Annotated in this window: 10 protein-coding genes and 1 tRNA gene; 7 read left to right on the top strand and 4 right to left on the bottom strand. The window is 40.3% G+C overall.

What is annotated here, in order from left to right:
* Positions 1-237: 237 nt before the first annotated feature.
* Entirely contained in the window at positions 238-2,997 is a 2,760-nt protein-coding gene (locus PUQ00_RS28590; protein ID WP_300422899.1) for a pitrilysin family protein, read from the bottom strand.
* Positions 2,998-3,665: 668 nt separating this feature from the next.
* On the opposite strand from PUQ00_RS28590, the gene PUQ00_RS28585 reads away from it, so the two are divergent.
* Entirely contained in the window at positions 3,666-4,166 is a 501-nt protein-coding gene (locus PUQ00_RS28585; RefSeq protein WP_300422897.1) for a hypothetical protein, read from the top strand.
* 512 nt (positions 4,167-4,678) lie between these two features.
* Here PUQ00_RS28585 and PUQ00_RS28580 read toward each other — a convergent pair.
* Positions 4,679-5,155, bottom strand: coding sequence for a Uma2 family endonuclease (locus PUQ00_RS28580; protein WP_300422895.1), 477 nt, complete (start codon positions 5,153-5,155; stop codon positions 4,679-4,681).
* 169 nt (positions 5,156-5,324) lie between these two features.
* On the bottom strand, positions 5,325-7,418 hold the full coding sequence (locus tag PUQ00_RS28575; protein ID WP_300422893.1) for a prolyl oligopeptidase family serine peptidase: 2,094 nt from the start codon (positions 7,416-7,418) through the stop codon (positions 5,325-5,327).
* Positions 7,419-7,798: 380 nt separating this feature from the next.
* Between PUQ00_RS28575 and PUQ00_RS28570 the strand changes: the two genes are divergently transcribed.
* From PUQ00_RS28570 to PUQ00_RS28545, 6 genes are all read left to right on the top strand, one after another.
* Positions 7,799-9,037 (top strand): glycoside hydrolase family 10 protein, encoded by a 1,239-nt coding sequence (locus tag PUQ00_RS28570; RefSeq protein WP_300422892.1) that lies wholly within the window; start codon positions 7,799-7,801, stop codon positions 9,035-9,037.
* Positions 9,037-9,621, top strand: coding sequence for a hypothetical protein (locus PUQ00_RS28565; RefSeq protein ID WP_300422891.1), 585 nt, complete (start codon positions 9,037-9,039; stop codon positions 9,619-9,621). The genes PUQ00_RS28570 and PUQ00_RS28565 overlap by 1 nt, the downstream gene beginning before the upstream one ends.
* Before the next feature lie 346 nt (positions 9,622-9,967).
* The gene (locus PUQ00_RS28560; RefSeq protein ID WP_300422889.1) at positions 9,968-12,217 is read left to right on the top strand and encodes a GAF domain-containing protein; all 2,250 of its coding nucleotides are present in this window, start codon (positions 9,968-9,970) and stop codon (positions 12,215-12,217) included.
* A gap of 62 nt (positions 12,218-12,279) precedes the next feature.
* A tRNA-Lys gene (locus PUQ00_RS28555) sits at positions 12,280-12,351 on the top strand.
* A 655-nt stretch (positions 12,352-13,006) separates the two neighbouring features.
* Complete coding sequence (locus PUQ00_RS28550) at positions 13,007-14,998, top strand: hypothetical protein (protein ID WP_300422887.1); 1,992 nt, start codon at positions 13,007-13,009, stop codon at positions 14,996-14,998.
* 104 nt (positions 14,999-15,102) lie between these two features.
* Positions 15,103-15,840: a type I restriction enzyme HsdR N-terminal domain-containing protein gene (locus PUQ00_RS28545; RefSeq protein WP_300422885.1), complete on the top strand. Its 738-nt coding sequence runs from the start codon at positions 15,103-15,105 to the stop codon at positions 15,838-15,840.
* Between the two features lie 308 nt (positions 15,841-16,148).
* On the opposite strand, the gene PUQ00_RS28540 is transcribed toward PUQ00_RS28545, so the two are convergent.
* Positions 16,149-16,415: an NIL domain-containing protein gene (locus tag PUQ00_RS28540; protein ID WP_300422884.1), complete on the bottom strand. Its 267-nt coding sequence runs from the start codon at positions 16,413-16,415 to the stop codon at positions 16,149-16,151.
* Between the last annotated feature and the right edge of the window lie 192 nt (positions 16,416-16,607).

Here is a 16,607-nt window from a genome sequence, read left to right as displayed (position 1 = left end):
TTTGACTTTGCCACTCTTCAGATGTACGGAGCTTGTTCAAAACTCAAATAGGATTCCTATATTTGATTTCTGAAATTATCTACGGAGCTGGGGAGTGGGGAGTGGGGAGTAGGGAGTAGGGAATAGGGAATCAGGCTTTTCGAGTTGTACGGAGTTTTTTCAAAAATTAAATCATAGTCTTATAATTTCAGCCAACACGTAAAGGTGCAAAGATGTACTTTGCACCTTTATGTGAAATTACGATCCAATCTTGGGTACAGTATCTCCAGGCCCGGCGGTGACAATCACCAGATTTTCTGGCTTAATTAAATCCTCAATTGCCTGTTGCATTTGAGCCATAGTGACTGCTTGAATCCTCCGGGGAAAGTCTCGGATTTCTGATCGTGAAAGTCCCAAGACAGCATTATCCAAAATGATGCTTGATACATCACTGGGATTAGCTAAATCCACGGGGTAGCTATTGGTAATTGAGCGTTTTGCCGAGTTGAATTCACCCTCAGTTACACCTTGTTCGCGCAACTGTTTGAGTAAAGCGAGGGTACTGGCGATCGCTTTTTGGGTATCTCCAGGAGCAGTCTGCATCTGAATCAAGAACGGGCCGGGATTGATTCCAGCGGCAAAAGCACTATAGATACCGTAGGTCAAACCCTGGCGATCGCGCACTTCCGTACCCAAGCGGCTCGATAAGGTATCACCACCCAAAATTTGGTTCAGCACCAATGCTGCATAAAAACGCGGGTCTTTCCGAGAGATGCCGTTGTAGCCGATGTAGGTAACAGCCTCTGCTTTACCAGGAATTAGTTTGTTTAAACGTGTCAAAGTTTGCCGTAATGGTACGGATGCTATTTTCAGCACAGGTGGCTTACCTGTGGCTTGCCACTTGCCAAACTGCTGATTTAGCAAAGCTTTTACCTTAACTGGCTCAAAGTCTCCAACTAAGGCGATCGTCGTGCTATCTGGTCGGTAGTGTGTCTGGTAAAAGGCAAGCAAATCATCACGAGTAATACTCTTTAAGCTTTCGGCTGTGGGAAAGCTATGGAATGGATGATTTTCTGGGTAAATTGCTTGCTGAAATAGTTGTCGTCCCAGTCCTCTGGGGTCATCTAGCTGGACTTTCAGACTTGTCAACGCCCGTTGGCGACTCAGTTCTAACTGCTCGGCAGGGAAAGTGGCGTTTTCTAAGACATCTGCCAGAGTTTGAATTAATATCGGCAAGTTTGCGGAAAGCCCCTGAGCACTAACGTTAACTCCCTCGCGGCTAGCACTGAAGCTTAAGTCGGCTCCCCGGTCTTCTAAGGTTTTTGCCAAGTCCAAAGCATTTTTAGTCTGCGTCCCATTCATTAAGTTGTTTGCAGTCAGATTCGCTAATCCAGCTTTTTGATTGCCGTCAAATTCAGTACCGGCGTCAAGTTGTCCACTCAGGTTAATCGTGGGGAGGGTGCGATCACTTAACAGCAGAACCCGCAAACCATTATTTAAGGTAAACTCTTCTGGTAGTGGTTGTTTGCCCGAATCTGTAGCTGATGTGGCAGGTGGGAGATATTTAGCCAATTCTGCTGGATCTACAGGTTTCCCGGGGCTGAAATTTTCCACTGTGCGACCAGAACCAGCGCTGGAAGTTCCTGGTTTACCATCTGGTTGAGTTGGCTCAAAGAAGCCGATAGTTTGTTTAGCCGGATTCAGGTAAGTTTTTGCTACTTCCTGGACTTGAGCAGGGGTAACTTTAGCGATCGCCGCCAGATACTTTTCAATAAAACGATAATCCCCCGCCACAGTTTGGTTATACCCCAGTTGGGTAGCTTGACTAGTAATGTCTTGATTACCCAAAATATACGAGGCTTGCAGTTGTGTCTTCGCCCGGTTCAATTCTTCTGTGGTAACAGGCTGCTGTTGCAATTTTGCTAAAGATTCCTGGAGTACCTGGGCAATTTTCCCCAACTCTTTACCCGGAGCCGCCGTAGCATTAATTTCATACCAACCTGGTTCGATCAGTTCGGCAGCACCGCCACTCACTGAACTAGCAAGTCCAGATTCCACCAAAGCCTGGTAAAGCCGAGAACTACGTCCGCCTGTGAGGATGGCATCCATCACATCAATAGCCGGGACATCAGGATGGTTGATATCTGTTAACGGATACACCGCTTGCAGTAATGCCGCACTTCCAGGTTGCTTCAAAACGATCGCCGCTTTTTTAGCAACAGAGGTAGGAGCAGTCACCTGGGCGGAATTTTTCGCCACAACTGTCTTGGGTCGTTTTGGCAACTTCCCGTAAGTTTCTTTCACAACTTTGAGTACAGGTTCCGTGGCAAAATCCCCCGTAATCACCAGCGTGGCATTTTCTGGGCTGTAGTAGGTTTGGTAATAATTCCGCACCTGCTCCACCGTGAATTTCTCTACATCGGCTTTTGTGCCTCCCACAGGTAAGCCATAGGCTCTGCTAGGGAAAGCATCTCGCATCACTGCCCGATTCAGACGAAAGCCTGGTGAATTTTCGTACCCCTGTAACTCCGAGATCACTACCCGCTTTTCACTTGTGAGTTGCTCACTCCCAACTAAGGAATTTTCCATGCGATCGGCTTCCAGTGTCAACAATGCTTCGAGTTTGTCTCGTTGGACTGTGCCAAAGTAAGCTGTTTCGTCATAACTAGTAAAAGCATTGAACTGGCTACCCAAGGCACTAAATAACCTGCCAAACTGCACTGGACGGTCAGTTGTACCCTTGAACATTAAATGTTCTAGCTGGTGAGAAATCCCATTCTGTCCCTTAACCTCGTTACGTGAGCCAACTTTATACCAAACTTGTACGCTCACTACTGGAGCGGTATGGACTTCTTTAGTTAGCACTGTTAAGCCATTGTCCAATACCGTTTTTTGTACCCCTTGGGTGAATGAGACAGCAGATACAGGTGCGGCTGCTGTTGGTGTTGCAGCATTGGTGAAATTGCCCGAAAAAGGCACAATACTTAGCAGGAGGCTAAGAAAAAACCCTACAAGCATATATGAGCGTAGCTTCATAAGCAATGGAAAATGCAAAATTTCTAATTATAAAACAAAACCTTAGTATCGCTTTCTGGAAGTCAAAAGACTTACATACTCGGCTTTTTTACCATTTTCAATGGTAGCTTTATTTCCGCCATGCCGTAATAGTCGGTTTTCAAGTTTACCTATTTGCAAGACACCTACGAGTAATAGCCCACAACGAGGGTATAAAAATCCCTTTCCTTATTTATTGAACAGAATAAAGGTGCCAGTCGTCAGAATTCATTCTGAATTCTGTACGACTGGTGGATGAATAATCGGCGGTTTTGCACCCCCAGCAAATTTTCTTGTTTTGTGGTCAACTTTCGTAGTCGCGGGTCTGAATCCCCGACTGATAGCGTCACGCTTTCTCGTGTCCGCGTTCGCTTTTAGCGTCTCGTAGAGAGCGTCTTGATTCTGACTACTGAATTCTGACTTCTGAATTCTTCTTCAATGCCACTTCTCGATTTTCAAGACAAATGTAACTTTACGCACTATTACAAATTATTACAAGTATATTAACAACGATTGCGATGTGTTTCATTTGACAAGTTTTCCGGAATATCCACTTTTATAATTGGTTTCATTCTTATTGTCATCCCATCAGGGTAGATATCTTCGTCAAACTAGTAATAACTTTTTGAGATATGCAAACAAGAAACTTAATTGCATCATTCACATTAGGTATAACCTTAGCAGCAATACCTGTATTACAATCTCATGCCTCACAAGAAAACACACCGGACTTGTATAGTTTCACAGGGTATAATTCAACAGGTGAGAAAATCAGTATAAATTACTCAACAACAAGCTTTATTGGCAAGCCTTCTTTCCAATATAAAGACCAGAAACAGACATTAAACTTTGCGGGAGATGAGATCCGTACTGTAGAAACGGAAATTGGTACACTAGTGACTGTGACTATTAAGAAGACGGTAACTATTCAGAAGACAGAAGATGGTGACTACACCACATTTAGCTTGCTCATACCCCGTATAAAAATTGGAATCGGCGAGGAAGTAAAAGTTGTAACTAACGGAATCACAACATTTAATCGTTTTTCTACGATTCCTCAATTGAACCAGCAGCAGAAACAAATTTATACAATAATCAATCTGAAGGGGACAGCCCAATTTGTCCTGTTCTAAGCACAAGAGGGATAAAGAAATTAAATTTTCTTTTTACTCAGATGCAGGAAAGCGGTAAGGGTGAAGGTAAATAATTGTTTCTCTCCACCCTTACTGCTTAACCTGATTTCCTTTTAATTTGGCATCTGGGTGATCACATCTTTTGATGAATGGCTTATTACAACAGATTTTTCAACTTGTTATTTTTATGAGCGATCGCATTTATAAAGTGATAATTATTTGATGCGACTGGGTAGACGAGTTATGATTCGCCATTTTGCGCGAGGAATAGTATTCAGTGTCTAGCCCCTGAATATACAGCAGTTATAATAAATGGTATCAATATTTGGTTGCACTTATCAAATAGATGATGACTTAAATCAAGTAACGATTCTTTTGATTGGGCCTCGAAGTAGAGTTGATGAATAATTTTAATATGTATTTTACAAATAAGTAATTTAGGCGATGCCTACGGTGGTCACTGAGCCTTGTCGAAGTGCGGTAAACTACGCTCTCTCCCATCTTCTCTACAATCACCGTTTAATTTGCTTAGGAAAGTTAGGAACTAACAAAGATTGCTCTAATTCACCTTGCTTATTATAAAATTTCATTTGACCTTCTTCATTACATAACCATACTTCCACAGCTTGAGCTTCTAAATATAAATTTTTTTTAAATTCCATTTCTTCCAAAGTGTTACCACTGGATTTTACTTCTACACAAATTTCTGGTGCAATAGATGCTGACACTTCATCTTCAATTTGAGAAAATCGTTCATCTGAACACCAGACAACATCAGCAACTTTCACACCGTCTGATGTGTTGATAGCACATTCTGGCATCACTTCTCCTGTATTCAAGAAAGATTCTAAGAAACGTTGGATTCTTCCTTGATAAAAAGAATGTTTAATTTTGACTGGACTCATTACGATTTGACCCCATTTATTTAATTCAATTTTGAAGGGTAAATCTTGTAATTGTTTATGTTCACAAACTTCTTCCCATCTCATAGTTAATATTTGCCTAGAGTGATGATTTAATTTTAAATTATCTATAGCAACCCGATTTGATTTTTGAAATCAACTCGATTTAGATCCCCGACTTCTTCAATAAATCGGGGATCTAAGCAGTGACTTTTGCTTAAGTAAGTGCCATTCCACCCTACAAATAAATTAACCCCTAAACTTCAACATCCAAAGTACGCACCAAAAAAGCCCATTTATCTGCGGCTTCTTCGATAATTTTAGCTGTGGGTTTACCCGCACCATGTCCTGCTTTAGTCTCAATTCTAATTAACGTTGGCGCATCACCTGCGTGAGCCTCTTGCAAAGCTGCGGCAAATTTGAAACTATGAGCAGGGACAACGCGATCGTCATGATCGGCTGTGGTAATTAAGGTTGCTGGGTAAGCTGCATCTGGTTTGATGTTGTGTAGTGGCGAATAAGCATATAGCGCTGGAAACTCTTCTGGATTATCTGCTGAACCATATTCAGAAGTCCAAGCCCAACCGATGGTAAATTTGTGGAACCGCAACATATCCATGACGCCGACTGCTGGTAAAGCTGCACCGAACAAATCGGGACGTTGCGTTATGCAAGCACCCACTAATAAACCGCCGTTACTACCACCTGCGATCGCTAGCTTATCAGTCTTAGTATACTTATTAGCAATCAACCACTCAGCTGCGCTAATAAAGTCATCAAAGACATTTTGCTTTTTATCTTTTATTCCTGCTTGATGCCATTCTTCGCCGTATTCTCCACCGCCGCGTATATTGGGCATAGCATAGACACCACCCATCTCCATCCATACTAAAAGACTCACAGAAAAACCAGGTGTCATTGAGATATTAAAACCGCCATAAGCATAGAGATAAGTGGGGTTATTACCATCCAATTTAATCCCCTTTTTGTGGGTAATAAACATGGGTACTTTAGTACCATCTTTGCTATGATAAAAAACTTGTTTAGTCTCGTAATCAGCCGGATTAAAATCTACTTGTGGTTGGCGAAAAACGGTACTTTTCCCAGTTATCATATCGTAGCGATAGATAGTTCCTGGTGTTGTGAAACTGGTGTAACTATAAAAAGTTTCCGTATCATGACGCTTACCACCAAAGCCACCTGCTGAACCGAGTCCAGGTAGTTCTACCTCGCGTACAAACGCACCTTTGAGGTCAAAAATTTTAATTTGGCTGTGAGCATCTTTGAGGTAGTCAGCAACAAATTGGTTATTGAGTATACCTACACTTTCCAACGTTTCTGCTGATTGGGGAATGATTTCTCGCCAATTTTCTGGCGCAGGGTTTTTGGTATCAATCGCAATTACTCGTCCGCGTGGCGCATTTAAATCTGTGCGTAAATAAAACACGCTATCATCATTGTCGATAAAGCTGTAATCTGCCTCAAACTGGTTAATTAGTTCTACGACTTCAGCATTAGGATTAGTCAAATCTTTGGAGAAAACTAAATTTTTGGAGTCAGATCCCAGCCAAATTGAAATTATTAGATAGCGTCCATCTTCAGTAACCCCACCACCAAAACCCCATTCTTTTTGGTCAGGACGATGATAAATTAGTATATCTTCTGATTGGGGTTTACCTAGTTGATGATAGTAGAGCTTTTGATAATAGTTAACATCTTCTAATTGAGTTTTTTCATTCGGCTCATCGTAGCGACTGTAGAAGAAACCTTGATGATCATGTGTCCACGATGCACCAGAAAATTTAATCCACTTCAGGTGGTCTTGCAGGTCTTCACCAGTTTCAACATCGCGGACTTTCCATTCTTGCCAATCAGAACCAGAGGCAGATAGACCGTATGCTAAAAGTTTACCATTCTCGCTAATGGATAATCCTGAAAGGGCAACAGTGCCATCTTCTGAAAGTTTATTAGGGTCGAGTAAAACTTTGGGTTGGTCGTCGAGGGTTTTCAGAGTGTAGAGGACACTTTGATTTTGTAGCCCGTCATTTTTAAAATAAAAGTAGCGATCGCTAGAACCGTCTGGCAGAGATTCGCCTTCTTTAAAAGGGATACCATATTTTTCATAATCCCAAAGTTTGGTGAGGCGCTGTTTAATTTTTTCCCTGCTAGCAATTTCACTCAAGTAGCCAAAAGTAACTTGATTTTCTGCCTCAATCCAAGTCCTTGTTTCTTCAGAGTCAGGATCTTCTAACCAACGATAAGGATCTGCGACTAAAGTATCGTGGTAGTTATCGACTTGATTGCTCTTGTGGCTGGATGGGTAGGTGAGGGGTTTTTCAGAGGAGGGCATAATCTCAGGTCAAAAGTGCTTCTTTACATACTACAAAAATAGATCCTAGATGTGGGGCATACACTGACCAAACCTGCGGGAAAATTCCCATTCAAAAGAGTAGGTGCTGAGAAGCAAGTATAAGAGGCGGAGCCTCAATCAGGGGCATTACCAGCCAAAGACTGGGAACGAGAGTTTGAGGGGTGTGCTTAATCTGGGAAAAGTACGCATATCATCACCTCTTGTATTTCACAGAATTAAAAATAGCGCGAATTCTCCGCTAAGGCACATTTATTAATTTATATCTTGGCATAAAATCATCATTTCTTTGCATCATCCGGAGGATTACAACTTTATTTTGTAGTTATATATATTCCGCTCGCACTAGGTCACGCTTACAAATGAATCGGGTTGCTCGCCGTGGTCTTTCTTACTTACTGTGTTTGGGATTAGTAGTCACTTTAACAGTTTTTTCACTCTCTTCACTGCCAGTTTATTCCCGAAAAACAAATCCTTTAACTACAGAAATTCGCGGCGTTTGGCTCACTAATGTTGCCAGTGGTGTACTATTTGTCCCTTGGGGTATTAACCGTGCTTTAAATCAATTATCGGCTCTCAATTTTAATACAATTTATCCTGTAGTTTGGAATCGAGGACATACTTTTTATAAGAGTGCTGTAGCTAAAATGACTACAGGCTCCGATACTCAACCTTTGCTTAACTTCATGCACGGTGGACAGGATGTTTTAGCAAACATAGTGACACTTGCCAAAAATAAAGATTTGAGAGTCATTCCCTGGTTTGAATACGGATTCATGACGCCGCATTATTCACAATTAGCAAGGCGTTATCCCGATTGGTTGACAATTGGGCAACAAGGTATAAACTCTATCCAAGATGCCCCACCGGAAGAAATCGAGAATGGTTTGGTGAGTAAACAGGCTTGGTTGAATCCTTTACATCCGCAAGTACAAGAGTTTATCCAAGGGTTAATTTTAGAAGTAGTTAGGGATTACGATGTGGATGGTATTCAGCTTGACGACCATTTTGGGATGCCGGTACAGTTTGGCTACGATCGCTTCACTATTCAACTCTACCAGCAAGAACATCAAGGCAAAAGTCCCCCTGGTGATCCTTTTAACTCAGAATGGATGCGTTGGCGGGCAGACAAAATTACTGATTTCATGGCAGAAATCTATCAAGCTGTCAAGGCGGTTAAACCCAAAGTCAAAATATCTTTGTCTCCCAACTATCAAGCTTTCGCCTATAAATACTATTTGCAAGATTGGGAAAATTGGGTAAAAAAAGGTTTAGTTAATGAGTTAATTTTGCAGGTATATCGAAATGATAAAAAGTCTTTTATCGCTCAATTGGAACAACCATCTGTGAAATTGGCTCAAAGTCTAATTCCTGTAGGAATTGGTATATCAACGGGAACGGTGGGTAATCCTGTAAAAATGGCACAAGTTCGACAACAGGTTCAGCTAGTGCGCGATCGCAATTTTGATGGTATCTCCTTTTTCTACTGGGAGAGTCTGTGGGGTTACATCGTACCTGAATCACCCCAACAGCGACGCAAAGCTTTTTTTGAGATGTTTCATGCTAAAACTGTCAGACTATTACAACCAAAGAAACTTTGATGTCATTCCCGCCTGAAAATACTAGATTTGGTTTTACATTGCTGTGGACTTTAGCTACTTTTGGCGGTTTTTTATTAAGTTTACTCTTAATTGAAGTCGGCGAAAAGCCAGATGTTGGGGTAATAGAAGCAGCTATCGGCGGATTTGCGATCGCACTTCCTCAAGGTTGTCTTCTCAAAGAACCTATATTTTGTATCAGGTGGATTTTGTCAAGTCTTTTGGGTTGGAGTATGATCACCGCGATCGGTATTGGTGCCGTGGGTTGGATTGTACCTAGCACTCAGATTTTTCCCCTGAGAATCCTCTCTGGGGCGGTTTATGGGGCGCTTGGCGGCTTGGGGATTGGATTGGCACAATGGTTGGCAATTCCCCAACAGATGGCGTGGCGATGGATATTTGTCTCTTCAGCAAGTTGGGCTGTTGCTGTCCCTGTGGGTTCTGCTGTCGGGATGATCTTGCACCGCCTGACGCAGTTATTCTTCGGCGAAGTCATGGGATTAGCCATCACTTGGCTGTTAGTTGGTATCCTCACAGGAATCAATGCTCACAAATTGCGATGCCTGCGGCGGGCTACGCCTACGTAACTTCCCACTCCCCACTCCCCACTCCCTTTATTAAGAATAATAAACTTAATTGACGTATACTGATGCTTGTACTGAGATATATGCAAGAATTTTAAGAAACTGTTAAAAATAAATTTCAGTAAGTGTACCGTAACCTGCAAATGTATTTTCGCCTTCAAAAAGCAGGATTTGTTAAGCTGACTCCTACTTAGCTTTCCTAGATTTCTGATTAGAAGTAGAGAAAGATCCAAATTTCCATGAGCAACAGCTGACAAGACTTTGCTATAGGCGCTAAAGTGCATCGACTACAAGCATAACGACAAGAGAGCGCCTAAAAGAGTCAGTAATACCAGACAGGGACTCTCGCATGAATAAAAATCCAGTGGAATCAACTATAGAGTTGACAAAATTATCACCTCCTCAGATTCTTTTTGGCACAGAAGTAGATGATAAAAGCAGTAGCGAGCAGTTTCTACTGAGCATGTACGATTCTGTAGAGGCATCAATATTTATAGTAGATGTGCTGGAGGACGGAGACTTTCGGTATGTGGGATTAAATCCCACTCATGAGCGGTGGATAGGTATTCGCTCAGACGATTTCCGGGGCAAAAAACCAGAGGATATTCTCTCTGCCATCGATGCTGCTAAGGTGCGTCAGCATTATTCTGACTGCGTGCGATTTGGCAAAACTATTTATTACGAACAATGTTTGCAATTCCAAGAAATTCCTACTTGGTGGAGTACGACTCTCACCCCACTCAGGGATGCTAACTCTAGGATTTATCGACTGATTGGTACTAGTAGTAATATGATGCCTGTGAACCAAGCAGAACAAGCAGTTGGACTCCAGGTTGAACGAGAGCAACTCTTAGAAGCGATCGCTGGACAGATTCACCAATCAGGAGAATTAGAAACAATTATCCATAAAGCAACCAAAGAACTCCGGCAGTTTTTGAATTGCGATCGCGTGCTAATTTATCGCTTCGAGACTGATGGCAGTGGGGTAGTCATTGCCGAATCAAGTGTGGTTGCCAGTCAGGGACTATTGGTAAAAAACATCACCGATCCGTGCTTCAGTCGCAAACATCGAGAACACTACGGACGAGGTTGCATTCAAGTTATTGAGGATATTTATGCATCCGGCTTGGATTCTTGCTATATAGATTTCCTGGCATCTTTGCAGGTGAGAGCCAATCTAGTCGTGCCGATTTTCAAAGAGCAAGATATGTGGGGACTGTTGATTGCCCAGCATTGCCACGAACCGCGTCAATGGCAGCAAACAGAAACAGATTTGCTCAAGCAGTTGGCAACTCAAATCGGCATTGCTGTTGGGCAGGCAGAACTTCATCAGCAGATCAAGGATCTCAAAGCCAAGATGGAGTTGCAAAAACAGAAGCAGATCAATCAGTTGCAGCAGGTGCGAAACTTTCAAGCCTTGGCGCGACGCATGACAGAACAAATCCGCGACAGTCTGGATGAGACTCAGGTGTTGCAGATTGTTACCCAGGAATTAGCACAGTTACTGAACCTCGCTCGTTGCCAAATCGAACTCTATAGCACCTGCCAAACCCTGGTTACTATTGCCTACGAGTACAGCACGAACCTACCCCAGTGTCAAGGATTGACCAGACAGATTGCAGACCGTCTGGAAGTTTATCAGTCCCTGTTGCAAAAACAACCATTGCAATTTTTGGAAATTGTGCCGGGATGGCAACCAAATTTGTTAGTTATGTCCCAGATGGCTTGTCCAATTTTTGATACTCAAGGGATTTTGGGAAATATTTGGTTGACAAGACCATCACAAGAGGCATTTGATGAATTTGAAATCGAGCTAGTGCAGCAAGTTGCAAATGAATGTGCGATCGCTATTCGTCAAGCCCAGCTTTACAAACAAACCCAGGCACAGGTAAAAGAACTAGAAAAAGGCGATCGGCTCAAAAACCAATTTCTCAGAACCCTGTCCCAAGAACTGCGGACACCAATAACTAGCATTAGCCTCGCAGTCCAAACTCTCGAAAGTGTTCTCACACCAGCAGAAATATCAAGTATAGAAATAGTTCCGCAACTATTGCAGATTCTGCATAACGAGTGTGGGCGAGAAAACAAGTTAATTAACGACTTACTCACACTCACATATCTCGAAGCCGAACCCGATCCCCCAACTTTGATTGCCATTGACTTACAAAGCTGGCTTCACCCCATTGTCGAGTCTTTTCGAGACATCACCAGCTGCCAGCGACAACATTTAAACCTGATCGTTGAGCGTGCGTTGCCGCCTTTAGAGACAGATATCACCGATTTGGAGCGGATTATCACAGAACTGCTCAACCATGCCTGCAAATACACCCCAGCAGGCGAATACATCACAGTCTCTGCTCACCTAATAGGGGATGCAGTCCAGCTTAATGTTACCAATTCTGGAATAGAGCTTACCAGCAATGAACTGTCACGGATTTTTGAGCCTTTCTATCACCTTTCCAAACATGATCCTTGGAAACATAGCGGTACTGGACTGGAATTGGCATTAGTGCAGAAAATGGTCAGACATTTAGGCGGTTCAATTTATGTAAAGAGTGCAATAGGTCAAACCACCTTCACCGTCAAATTTGTCCTTTAATTCCTTTTTTGGGCGCGGCACTAGCAAATCTGTCAGAAGTTTGCTATCATCGATATTGGTGGGGGTGACTAGCTCAACGGTAGAGCAGTAGACTCTTAATCTATTGGTTGCGGGTTCAAATCCCTCGTCACCCACCTTCTCAAGCCCTCTGCTATACATTAACTAATTATTTATCAGTGTTAACACATTAATCTCACTTTTCACTAATTAATGTCACTGTTAACAGATTAATATTCTCTTTGATAAATTAATGTCACTTTAGAGAACTAGAATGTAGCTTCTCTATAATATTATTTCACCTATAGCAATTCTCGTTTGCATTAAGTACATTTTTTAACCTCGCCCCAACCCCTCTCCTTAGCAAGGAGAGGGGAGTGTTTGCTTTACTCAAATACGGGGTGAGGTTTCGACTGGATTGCACCGAAGTGAGAACCGTTATACATCTCACTTTTAGGTGGAATAAATCAGTGCTAATACTTAATAGAATAAGCATTTTTTGTAATATTTATTGAATTGTTAAGATATTACAATTTGAAGTGCGAAATGTGGCATAAAAATCTTTTAACCCGTCCCTATCCCGAAAGGTTGTTGAAATCTGTTCTCATCCTCTTGATCAAATTCTGCTGATGTTAAATACTTTTCCTGAGAGGCGTTAGATATCAGCATCAGTCGCCTCATCTTTTTTTTAGGGATACAACAGACAATAAATAATGCATCAGTGTTAGATTTTAGCTGATAGTGGGCATACTGCAAGTATCAAGTAAGTAGCATTGAAACAGGGAAAACAGTATGTTGAGTACACTGCCGCAAGAAGAAATTACATCATTGAAGCAAAATTTAAGACGTGAAATCAAAAAGCTATCAGGTGCTTCAGGCATCAATAACCTGAATTCAAAGCTGGAAAGATTAGAAGAAATCGAGCAAATTCTTAGTATAGATAAATATAAAATTGTTTTTATAGGTACTATTGGTCAAGGAAAAACTACAGTCATCTGTCATCTTTTTAACTTAATTAGCGACTTCAAGGTTTCCAAGACAATTAATGGCAAAACTAAAAGTGTAACCGAAACTAAAGAGTTACTATCAACCGGAGCGGGCAGAACTACTATATGTGAAGTAATTATTAAGGCATCTGAAAAAACTTACATAGAGATAGAGCCTTATACAGTTGATGAAATGGAAAATCTTATTTTTGATTTCTGCGATTCTATTGCTAATAGAGATAATACACAGTTAGAGGATAAAATAATCATTTCTCAAGAAATTGAGAGAGTTATTAGGAATATTACAGAACTTAAAATCACTGCTAAAACAGTCGATGATGGTGATAAAAAGAACATTTTAAGAACTGACCAAGCGAAGGAGTTACTTAATGAATCAGGAGTAGAATTACTGAAAAATACTGCATTGAATAATGCAAATCTCGAAGCTAGAACTACTACTAAAATTGAGTTTAACAACCAGAATAATGAGCAAGAATGGATAAAAAATACCTTTGCAGCCATCAATAATGTTCAGTTAAAGGAGTTTGCTATTCCAAGGAAAATATATCTTTATCTGAGCGATGGTATTTTATCTGGTTCCAACTTGTCTCAGTTCGATTCAGTTGTTGATACCAAAGGACTTGATGAGAACCCAATTCGTAAAGACTTGCAAAAATATGTTGACAGTCAGGATACCATCTGTATTTTTGTAACTCCCTTTAATGATGCTCCTGAAGCTAATATTAGGAAATTAATAATTTATCATCTTACGTCTAAATCTAAAGACTTTCATCATAGATTTGTCACTTTGGTATTACCTCGCAAAAATGAGCCTGAAAAAGTGCATGGCTCTGATGAAGATAGAGATTTAGGAATTAGAATCAGACAAGACGAAGTTCAAGCTACATTCAAAAATTTGAATGTAGATTTTTTCCAAAAAAATATCTTGTTCTATGATTCCTTGAGATACTATCGTGATGATATAGTTAAGCTAAATGAAAACTACGATGAAGAAGATGTACAGGCAGATAAAAATGAATTTCTCGAAGCTATAGCGGGTGTAGTAGAACGTAGGCGAAATATTTTATTAGATGAAATCAAGGCTATCAAAAAAAGCTCGGCGAAAATCAAAAATAGTGATGTTTTAAAGGAATCAGAAATCAAGGTAATTCAAAATGCCATTCAGAAGATAAAGAGTTTACGGGATTTAAGTAAAAGAGTGCCTAGTTTTATTTATGAAGATTTTATTGATGAATATGTTAATAAATACTATCGCAGAGTTTATCCTGCATGGAACACGAAACACGCTATCCATAGAAATTTCGGTTACTATCAGCCAAGAGATATAGATATATATTATGATGCGAGGGTTGTTGCTGGAGGAATAGATGAAGATCAAATGCTGAAAAAATTTACTAAAGAAGTAAAACAGGAATTAGAAAATATCCTGAATGAGCTTGTATCTGTGAATGAATCTTTAAAGATATTGTTCCCTGAATTAGTTAAAAAATTTTACGTATTATATGACGATTTTATATACGAAGTAGGCAAAGAAGTTGAAGAAGAAATCACGAGAAAACTATTACCTCGAAACGAAGATTCGGCTTTTTGGAAGGCTCTATTTGATGAAAAAGGTAAGGAGAGGAAGAGGAGAGAAACATTTGTCGATAATGTATGTTTGATATTTCAGCGAGAACTGGAAAAAGAGAAAAACTTAAATACATTCTTAAAAAGCAAAGCTGAATATCATTGGGAGAAATTAATTACTAAAATACTAGGCTTTTTTGGGGAAAAATAAACAATTTAAATTTATAAATTACACCTTTAATACACAGTTTAGGGCGCAATATAATTGTGTCCCTAAAGCTATTTTATCCACCATTAATTGCTACCAAAAGATATATGACTGATTTACAACAAGAAATAAATACAAGACTCATCAAATATAAAAAAGATTATCAAGAATATACAAAATGTTTGATTAGGGAAATACAAATTCCAATTAATGGAAGACCAGAGGAGTTGGTTAGACAAATATTTATTCATTTTCTTATTAAAGAAAGTGGGTTATTTCCAGATATTATTAATATCAAAGTTGAGGAAAATCATCATGATGTAGAAATATACAAAAAGCAAAAAAATAGTAATTTTAAGCCATATCAATCTCCTTTGATAATTGTGGAAGTAAAACGAGAAGACGTGAATTTAAAAAATCATTATAATCAGATTCAAAGGTATCTAAAAAAATCTTTTTGCGATATTGGAATTTTGTATAATTATCATCAAATTATCGTCTTTACCACAAAAAATGATAACTTTGAAATTAATCATCTCAAAACTCTTAGAGATATACAGGCATTAATTTTACAAAGTAAGAATAATGATGATGATGATTTATTAAAATTTGAAAAAGCTCAAAATGGAAATTTTAATAATTTTGCTTATCTGATTAGCAAATATGGTAAATATACAACTAACAAAGTAGTTTTTAAAGTTAAACAACAGCAATCCGAAATAGAAGGATATTTCTTTAATATACAAGAAAATAAAGTGTACTATGATGTATGTGGTAAATACTCCAAAAAACAACAAAGTTTTGATTACCAAGATTTTGAAAAACTAATTTCTATCGCATACTAAAAAAACCTAACTCCCTAACCCCCTTCCCGACGCCGAAAGGGGGAAAATTCAAAGTCTCTGACGCCACGTGCTTCTCCCAAGGGGAGACGCTACGCGAACAAGTCGGCAGAGCCGACGCCAGTCGCTCATGGGGAAAACCCCCTGTTCCCCCGCTGGCTCCCCAACGCAGTGGCTCCTCCTTTTAGGAGAGAGATAAAGAAGAGAGGTTTTCCAGATACCGTGAAAAGTCAGAAAAAATGAGAGGTTTAGATTAGCATTCGTGAGGGCGCACAGCTAGTTGTACGCCCCTACTATGTGTTGCTATAACTTTACCAATCACTTACTTTAGTCTCATCCCAGACTTCCAACTTCAAGTCGCGGAGATAGGTTAACCCGCTCTGAATTTGTGCATCTGTTCCTTGTAGTTCAAGGTCAAACCAACCATCACCGACAGCATTGGCTCCCAAAATCGCTGCGGTGATATTCACAGTCAGTCCATAATCAGACACCAGGCGAGAAATGACAGGTTCCTGGTGATAATCTTTGGGAATTCTGAGGCGAATCCGTTTATTGGTAAGTGTATTGTCAGTAGCCATATCTGAATTATTTCAATCCCTAAAAGGGATTGGTACAGAACTACCCTAAACCCTAATGGTAATTTACTGATAGGTACTAAGTAGATCGTACCATGTCCCTTGATTTGCTTGTATCCTATTCAAAGGATAACTATAGGAATCCTATTTGAGTTTTGAACAAGCTCCGTACATCTGAAGAGTGGCAAAGTCAAA

The sequence above is a fragment of the Nostoc sp. S13 genome, from assembly GCF_029379315.1.
GTDB lineage: Bacteria > Cyanobacteriota > Cyanobacteriia > Cyanobacteriales > Nostocaceae > Nostoc.
The sequence above is the reverse complement of the archived record's forward strand: the minus strand, read 5'-3'. Positions and strand labels throughout refer to the sequence as shown.

Excerpts from the sequence above, each read along its gene's own strand:
- PUQ00_RS28565 (WP_300422891.1), top strand. The coding sequence starts at position 9,037 with ATGTCATTCCCGCCTGAAAATACTAGATTTGGTTTTACATTGCTGTGG.
- PUQ00_RS28560 (WP_300422889.1), top strand. The coding sequence starts at position 9,968 with ATGAATAAAAATCCAGTGGAATCAACTATAGAGTTGACAAAATTATCA.
- PUQ00_RS28590 (WP_300422899.1), bottom strand. The coding sequence starts at position 2,997 with ATGCTTGTAGGGTTTTTTCTTAGCCTCCTGCTAAGTATTGTGCCTTTT.
- PUQ00_RS28575 (WP_300422893.1), bottom strand. The coding sequence starts at position 7,418 with ATGCCCTCCTCTGAAAAACCCCTCACCTACCCATCCAGCCACAAGAGC.
- PUQ00_RS28585 (WP_300422897.1), top strand. The coding sequence starts at position 3,666 with ATGCAAACAAGAAACTTAATTGCATCATTCACATTAGGTATAACCTTA.
- PUQ00_RS28540 (WP_300422884.1), bottom strand. The coding sequence starts at position 16,415 with ATGGCTACTGACAATACACTTACCAATAAACGGATTCGCCTCAGAATT.
- PUQ00_RS28545 (WP_300422885.1), top strand. The coding sequence starts at position 15,103 with ATGACTGATTTACAACAAGAAATAAATACAAGACTCATCAAATATAAA.
- PUQ00_RS28570 (WP_300422892.1), top strand. The coding sequence starts at position 7,799 with ATGAATCGGGTTGCTCGCCGTGGTCTTTCTTACTTACTGTGTTTGGGA.
- PUQ00_RS28580 (WP_300422895.1), bottom strand. The coding sequence starts at position 5,155 with ATGAGATGGGAAGAAGTTTGTGAACATAAACAATTACAAGATTTACCC.
- PUQ00_RS28550 (WP_300422887.1), top strand. The coding sequence starts at position 13,007 with ATGTTGAGTACACTGCCGCAAGAAGAAATTACATCATTGAAGCAAAAT.